Origin of the sequence: Acutalibacter intestini, from assembly GCF_034334985.1 — a bacterium.
Classification (GTDB): domain Bacteria; phylum Bacillota; class Clostridia; order Oscillospirales; family Acutalibacteraceae; genus Acutalibacter; species Acutalibacter intestini.
This window is the reverse complement of sequence record NZ_JAWXXL010000073.1, coordinates 1-5,889: the sequence shown is the minus strand read 5'-3', so window position 1 is coordinate 5,889 and position 5,889 is coordinate 1. Positions and strand designations below refer to the sequence as shown.

Here is a 5,889-nt window from a genome sequence, read left to right as displayed (position 1 = left end):
ATTTTCCGGTACCAAATCCTCTATCGTTACCATGTGATATTTTAACTGCATTTCCTTGCCCCCCTGCTCTAATTATACCATATTTCGAGCGATTTGGGAGCACTTTGTCAACAGCTCCATGATGACCAGAAGCTATCAAATCAGCTCCTCCTTTCTGGTTTCCCGTTACCGAGCATATCATGGGCTTGGAATACTATCAAGGCTATGTTGTAAACAGTAGAATGAAATGCGGCCGCATTATTCCCACTTAAAGCATTTCACCGCAATTCCAGAACAGACCAGAGTAACGCCCAGCATCACAAAAATGGGCAATGCAAAATGTTCAACTGACAGGCCCAGGAACGCCGATTTCATAAACTGGATGCCCTGGGTCATGGGGAACACACTGATAATCTTTTGCACGCTCTCCGGCATCACTTCAAAGGGCAGGGTGGCCCCGGAGAAAATCAGCATGGGGAAATACAGCACACAGGCGATAACGCTTGCGTTCTTGGTATTCTTGGCGATACCGCCCACCATCATGCCAATGCTCAAGGTAGAAAGTACGGTCAGGAGCCAACTGCCAGCAAAGCTCACCCAGGAGCCGCGCAGGTGAACGCCCCAGGCCAGCCCGGAAACCAGAAGCAGGGAAATCAGGGACACCAGCGCATAAAGCACATAGATCAGAAATTCCACGGCAAGCAGCATACCGGGGCTGATGGGTGTGACCTGAAAGCGTTTCAGGATTTTTCGCTCCCGGTATTCCGCTACCACCAGCGGCAGGCCCATCAACCCGCCCGCGCAGACGGAGATGGCGCACAGCGCACCGATGGACTGTTCCAAAAATGTATAGTCTGCGCCGTCCGCCGCCGGGCTTGTCCCGTACAGAAAACCAAGGATCACCAGCACCACCAGGGGCAGGAGGAGCGCAAAAATTACCATGTTCATATTGCGGATATTCAACTTCAACTCGTTTTTCAGCAGAGTGCAAAAGGCTTTCATTCGATCCCCTCCCCGGAAAGTTTCAGATAGGCGTTCTCAAAGTTTTCACAGCCGCTTTTCTCTTTCGCCTGTGCCACCGTTCCATAAAACACGGCCCGGCCCTTTTGGAGAATACAAATTTCGTCACAGAGGGCCTCTACCTCGTCCATAAAGTGGGAGGTCAGAAAAATTGTCAATCCGCCGTCTTTCAGCTCTTTCAGGATTTTCCAAACGCCCCGCCGTGCCCTTGCGTCAAGCCCGGTTGTCAGCTCGTCCAGAAAAACGACCTGCGGTTTTGGAATAAGGGCCAGTACGATAAAAAGCCGCTGGCGTTCCCCGCCGGACAAGCTCTTGACGGGTGATCCCGTTTTATCCCCAATCCCAAACTGTTCACACAGTTCTCTCCAATCGGCAGGGGTCTTGTAAAGACAGGACGTTTCCTCGCACAATTCGGAAACCTTGATTTCCGGTTGATAGTCGCACTCCTGGAATTGAACGCCCACCTGCTGGAACAAGCGGCGGCGGTCTTTCCTGGGGTCAAGGGCGAGGACAGAGACATTCCCGCTGTCCGCCCGTTTCGTCCCCAGGATGCACTCAATAGTCGTGCTTTTCCCAGCTCCGTTGGCCCCCAGCAGTCCAAAGGCCGTACCGCGTTTGACCGACAGGCTCACATGGTCTACCGCAGGGAGCGCCCCATACGCCTTGGTCAAACTTTCGACTTTTACAACTTCTTCCACGTTGATACCTCCTTTTTTCGATGGTATAAGAATACCACCAGAGAAAACTCTGGTGGTAAGATGGAGGGTTTCAAAAATTTTTCTTCATTTCTTGCAGCATACCCAGCATTTTTATTGCGTTTTTCTCCGCTGAGGAAAGGGAGACAATCAGCTTGTCACAAACGGAAATAATATCCTCGTCCTGCCGTGGCGTATTGAGTGCCAGCTTAATATCGGCGTTCGGGTTTTTGGAGAGCTGTTGGAGCATCCGCAAAATTGCCTCCAAGGAGTAATTTGCACACCGCAGGGAACGAATGATTTTCAGCCGCCTTATATCCTGCTCCGAGTAAACGCGATACCCATTCTGTTTCCTCTTGATTGTCAGCAACCCATTCATTTCCCAATTCCGAAGTGTGTCCATTGAGATACCCAAGTAATCGGAGGTTTCTTTCCGTTTCAAGAAAACCGGAGTGTCCGGGCTGTCCCCGGACAAGATATGCTGGACAATGCAGATGGCCTCTTCCGCATGGTCGCGCTCTTTTCCCAAATCAGCGACATATTCCCGCGTGAGCAGGATGGCTCCGTCAAAATTCCCCTGGGCTGATAATTTCACAACCTCAACTATCTTTTTTCGCAGACCGCCCTGCAATACCTCAATTTGAAAAGCAGTCCGGGCCAGCCAGAATTGTTGAATATGAAAAGCGGTAAAAACGCGGTAGCCGTTTTTTTGCCGCTTTGCCGCTGGGATCAGCCCCCATTCTTCGTATAAGCGGACGGTGTTCGGGTGTACTCCGATGACAGCCGCAACCTCGGCAGTTTTATATGTGGTCAAAATATTCACCCCCCATTGTGCTATTGTACCTCTTTTCTAAAGTCTGGTGGTAAAGTGGAGGGTTCTATTATAACTCGTCCGATTTATCTTTGCAATGATGTAATATGAAGTTAAATACTACTAAAATATAAAATTATATTTCGCTCTCATATTCACCCCTGAAATGTAAAATAATATAGGGGTGATGTGAGAATGTACCAATACGAAAAGCGCCTGGATTGCCGCGCCCTGGGCAAAGAAATCAAACGTAGGCGCAAGGCCAAAGGCTGGACGCAGGAGCATCTGGCCCAGCTTGTAGACCTCACCCCCCGCTCCATCATGTATATTGAAAATCGGGGCCAGCACACCAGCCTCAACTCCTTTTACAAGCTCGTCACCCTTTTGGATATTTCCGTAGATGAATTTTTCTACCCGGATAGGCACAACGGAGAGGACGAACGCCGGAAACACCTTGACCGTATGCTGAACGGCATGGACGAAAAAGAGCTTATCATCATGGAGGGGGCCGCAGAGGGCATCCGCAAGGCCCGTGAAAGGTCGGAGACGTAGGAAGAACGCCTCCGGCCTTTTTCGCAGGGGTTTCCGGGGGAGCGCGTTAGCGGCAAGCAAGGCAAGTGTATAGACACTTGCGATTTTCGCTCCGCGAAAATGCTTGTTGGGGTTCCCCCAAACCCGATGGACTTCTGGCCATGCTGACCAGAAGCTCCCCTGTCTGCGGCCCTGTCGCTACCGCTCCTGGGCCTTATTTTCCCGCCCGTCCGTCAGGCCGAGCAGATGATCCACGCCGCCCTTGACCGCCACCAACTCACGCATCTGCCGCTGGGCCTCCCGGTACTCGGTATAGAGGGCCTTTTTCTTTTCAGCCAGCTCCCGGCGCTCCTTTTTCAGCATGTCCATCTTGGGGAGCTTGGCCCCGCCCAAAATGTCATTGATGGCAGCCTTGGCCGCCCGGTAGTCGGCCAGCTCCGCCTCATGCTGGGCCAGATACTTTTTTGAATACTTGGCCGCCTTGTACCCATCGAATACAGGCCGGGTCTTGGCATAGCTCACCACGGCGGCCATCAGTTCGGACGTTTGGGAGAGCCGGGCCTCGGTGGATTGTATTTCCCCGGCCAGGGCATGAAAGCGATCCACCGCCGCCGTAGTCTGCTCCGCCAGCGTGTCATAGTCGGTCAGCCCATGCTCCTGGAGGAATTGGAGGGCGGCGGCCATCTGTTTCAGGTTGTAGACCTTGGCCCACCGTTCATAGGCCGGGCCTTTACCCTGGCGCATTTTCTCTTGAATGTCAATCAGCAGATTGACGCGCTGGGGCGCGGGCCGGGGCCTCGCCTGTTTCGGCTGGCGCGTGGGAGCCTTGCCGTCGATCACGGCCTGAATGTCCTCCCGTCCATAGCCAGCCCCCAGGGTGGATGCCTGGAGCCGGGCCGCCCGGTCGTGGCCGGGGACGCGGAACGAGATCACTCCGCCCCGCCCATGCACCACCTGGATGCCCGCCGCCTCCATGCGCCGGAGAAAATCAGAGAAGTCGGCGGGGCGTTCGGACAGGGCCGCATCTATGGCCCAGCGTATCTGCTCCTTTTGGGACGGTGGCCGGGCCGCCCCCTGCCACTGCCCATAATGCAGAAAGCGGCCCTTGCTGTGGAGCTTGGGCCGCTCTACCACGGACAGCGCGTGTTCCAGGCACACCCGGTCAGACAGCCGCCGCAGGGCAAAGCTGGAGCCGATGAAGTTGCGGAATTTCCTGGAGCGGTCATAGGCCGTGGAATTGTAGTAAATGTGATTGTGAATGTGGCCTTTGTCGGTATGGGTGCAGACAAAAAATTGATATTTTCCCTTTGTCCAGCGCGTCGCCGTTTCATAGCCGATCCTGTTGGCCTCCTCCGGGGTGACTTCCCCCTGGGGAAAGGCTTGGCGGAGCTGGTAGCACAGCGCCCCCTGCTCCGCCGTCCGGCCCGTTTCCGCCTGATACTGGCCCTTTACCAGCATAAATTCAGCGTGGGCGGTTTCCGGGTCGCAGAGGTAAGAGGACACCGCCCCCAGCTTCTCCGGGTTCAGGCCGTAGTCAAAGCGGTCTTTCAGGCTTTGAATGGCCGTCCGCTTGGCGGTCTGTTTGTGGGGCTTGATATAAGTCGTAGCCATTGATTGACTCCATCAGTTTTAATTGACATGACCGTATTTAAGCAGTATATTTTAATAGATTTTCAAAAATGCAAGGAGGTATAAATTTGAATAATTCAGTTTCCGAATTGATTAAGGCTAATGATGTTCAACATCCACTAAAGTTTGCTCAAGAACATGGACTGCCCTACTATGACCAATTTATTCAAATTTTAAGTGTGCTTCGTGAGGTTATACCAAAAAAGAAATATGATGATTTACTAAAGAATAAGTTTCATTTGGGAAAAGGAATTACGTTAGTACAGTATTTACAGGCTGCTTGTGAGTTAAGTGTTACAGGCTTTTTAGCAAATAAATATAAAGATACTTTTAAATATGAACCTGTGTATAATGGCAAGAAAAATCCAGAATGTTCTTTTATGTGTGACGATGTAGAAATCTGTGTAGAAGTAAAAACGCCAGACTTAAGTAAGCGCATTGAGGACGACTTGGCTAACAACAAACAACAGGTTACTGTCTATTTTGCTGAGCGTATTGAGAATCATGACAAGGTAGTTAGCACGATCAAACACTTGGGAGAAGAAGCAGGTATCCCCATCAAAGAAAAAAGAAGATTGGACAACAAATTGTCAGACTACGTAAATAGCGCTAATGAAAAATTTCCTTTAAGTACTGATAAGAATTTCAACATACTTGTAGTTTGTTTGGATATAATCAGTGATTTGGACGAATGGTATTCGTATTTATTTGGTGATACGGGTATATTTTCTTCCGCTCCCCTTGTGGCTCCAGGTAATGTAGACGCAATAATGCTGACAAATTTAATGTGTGGACATTATCGCTTTGAAGCAGAGAATCCAAACAATCTTTGGGACTTGCAAAATTATGGGAATTTTTTGTTTCTAAATCCACTGTTAGAAAATTCTAAAAAAGGGGAGTTTTATTGGCAAAGGGGAATAGATATATTTGGCCCATATACACGGAATTTTTTTGGTTATTTGCAGTTTCTTGATAGTAAAATTCTTAATAATGGTTCTTTAACAAGAGAACAATGGCTGATGCACAAATTTAGAGATTCAAATATATTTACAGAATATTGGCAGTTTATTTCACAGCAGTCAAAAGCATAAACTTCTGGCCACACTGGAGCTGTTGACAAAGTGCTCCCAAATCGCTCGAAATATGGTATAATTAGAGCAGGGGGGCAAGGAAATGCAGTTAAAATATCACATGGTAACGATAGAGGATTTGGTACCGGAAAAT

Annotated in this window: 6 protein-coding genes; 2 read left to right on the top strand and 4 right to left on the bottom strand. The window is 50.0% G+C overall.

All coding sequences use genetic code 11. The features are described from left to right. Positions 1-237: 237 nt before the first annotated feature. The 3 genes from U8U68_RS21275 to U8U68_RS21265 form a co-directional block, all read right to left on the bottom strand. Positions 238-981 (bottom strand): ABC transporter permease, encoded by a 744-nt coding sequence (locus U8U68_RS21275; RefSeq protein ID WP_160267507.1) that lies wholly within the window; start codon positions 979-981, stop codon positions 238-240. Beyond that, complete coding sequence (locus tag U8U68_RS21270; protein ID WP_322204381.1) at positions 978-1,697, bottom strand: ABC transporter ATP-binding protein; 720 nt, start codon at positions 1,695-1,697, stop codon at positions 978-980. Before U8U68_RS21270 ends, U8U68_RS21275 begins: the two co-directional genes overlap by 4 nt. A 70-nt stretch (positions 1,698-1,767) precedes the next feature. Further along, positions 1,768-2,508, bottom strand: coding sequence for a MerR family transcriptional regulator (locus U8U68_RS21265; RefSeq protein ID WP_160267505.1), 741 nt, complete (start codon positions 2,506-2,508; stop codon positions 1,768-1,770). Positions 2,509-2,700: 192 nt separating this feature from the next. On the opposite strand from U8U68_RS21265, the gene U8U68_RS21260 reads away from it, so the two are divergent. Further along, entirely contained in the window at positions 2,701-3,057 is a 357-nt protein-coding gene (locus tag U8U68_RS21260; RefSeq protein WP_160267504.1) for a helix-turn-helix domain-containing protein, read from the top strand. Positions 3,058-3,234: 177 nt separating this feature from the next. On the opposite strand, the gene U8U68_RS21255 is transcribed toward U8U68_RS21260, so the two are convergent. Next, a complete protein-coding gene (locus tag U8U68_RS21255; protein WP_437124463.1) occupies positions 3,235-4,587 on the bottom strand; it encodes a relaxase/mobilization nuclease domain-containing protein in 1,353 nt (450 codons plus the stop codon). Positions 4,588-4,733: 146 nt separating this feature from the next. On the opposite strand from U8U68_RS21255, the gene U8U68_RS21250 reads away from it, so the two are divergent. Further along, a complete protein-coding gene (locus U8U68_RS21250) occupies positions 4,734-5,756 on the top strand; it encodes a hypothetical protein (RefSeq protein ID WP_322204375.1) in 1,023 nt (340 codons plus the stop codon). Positions 5,757-5,889 lie beyond the last annotated feature (133 nt).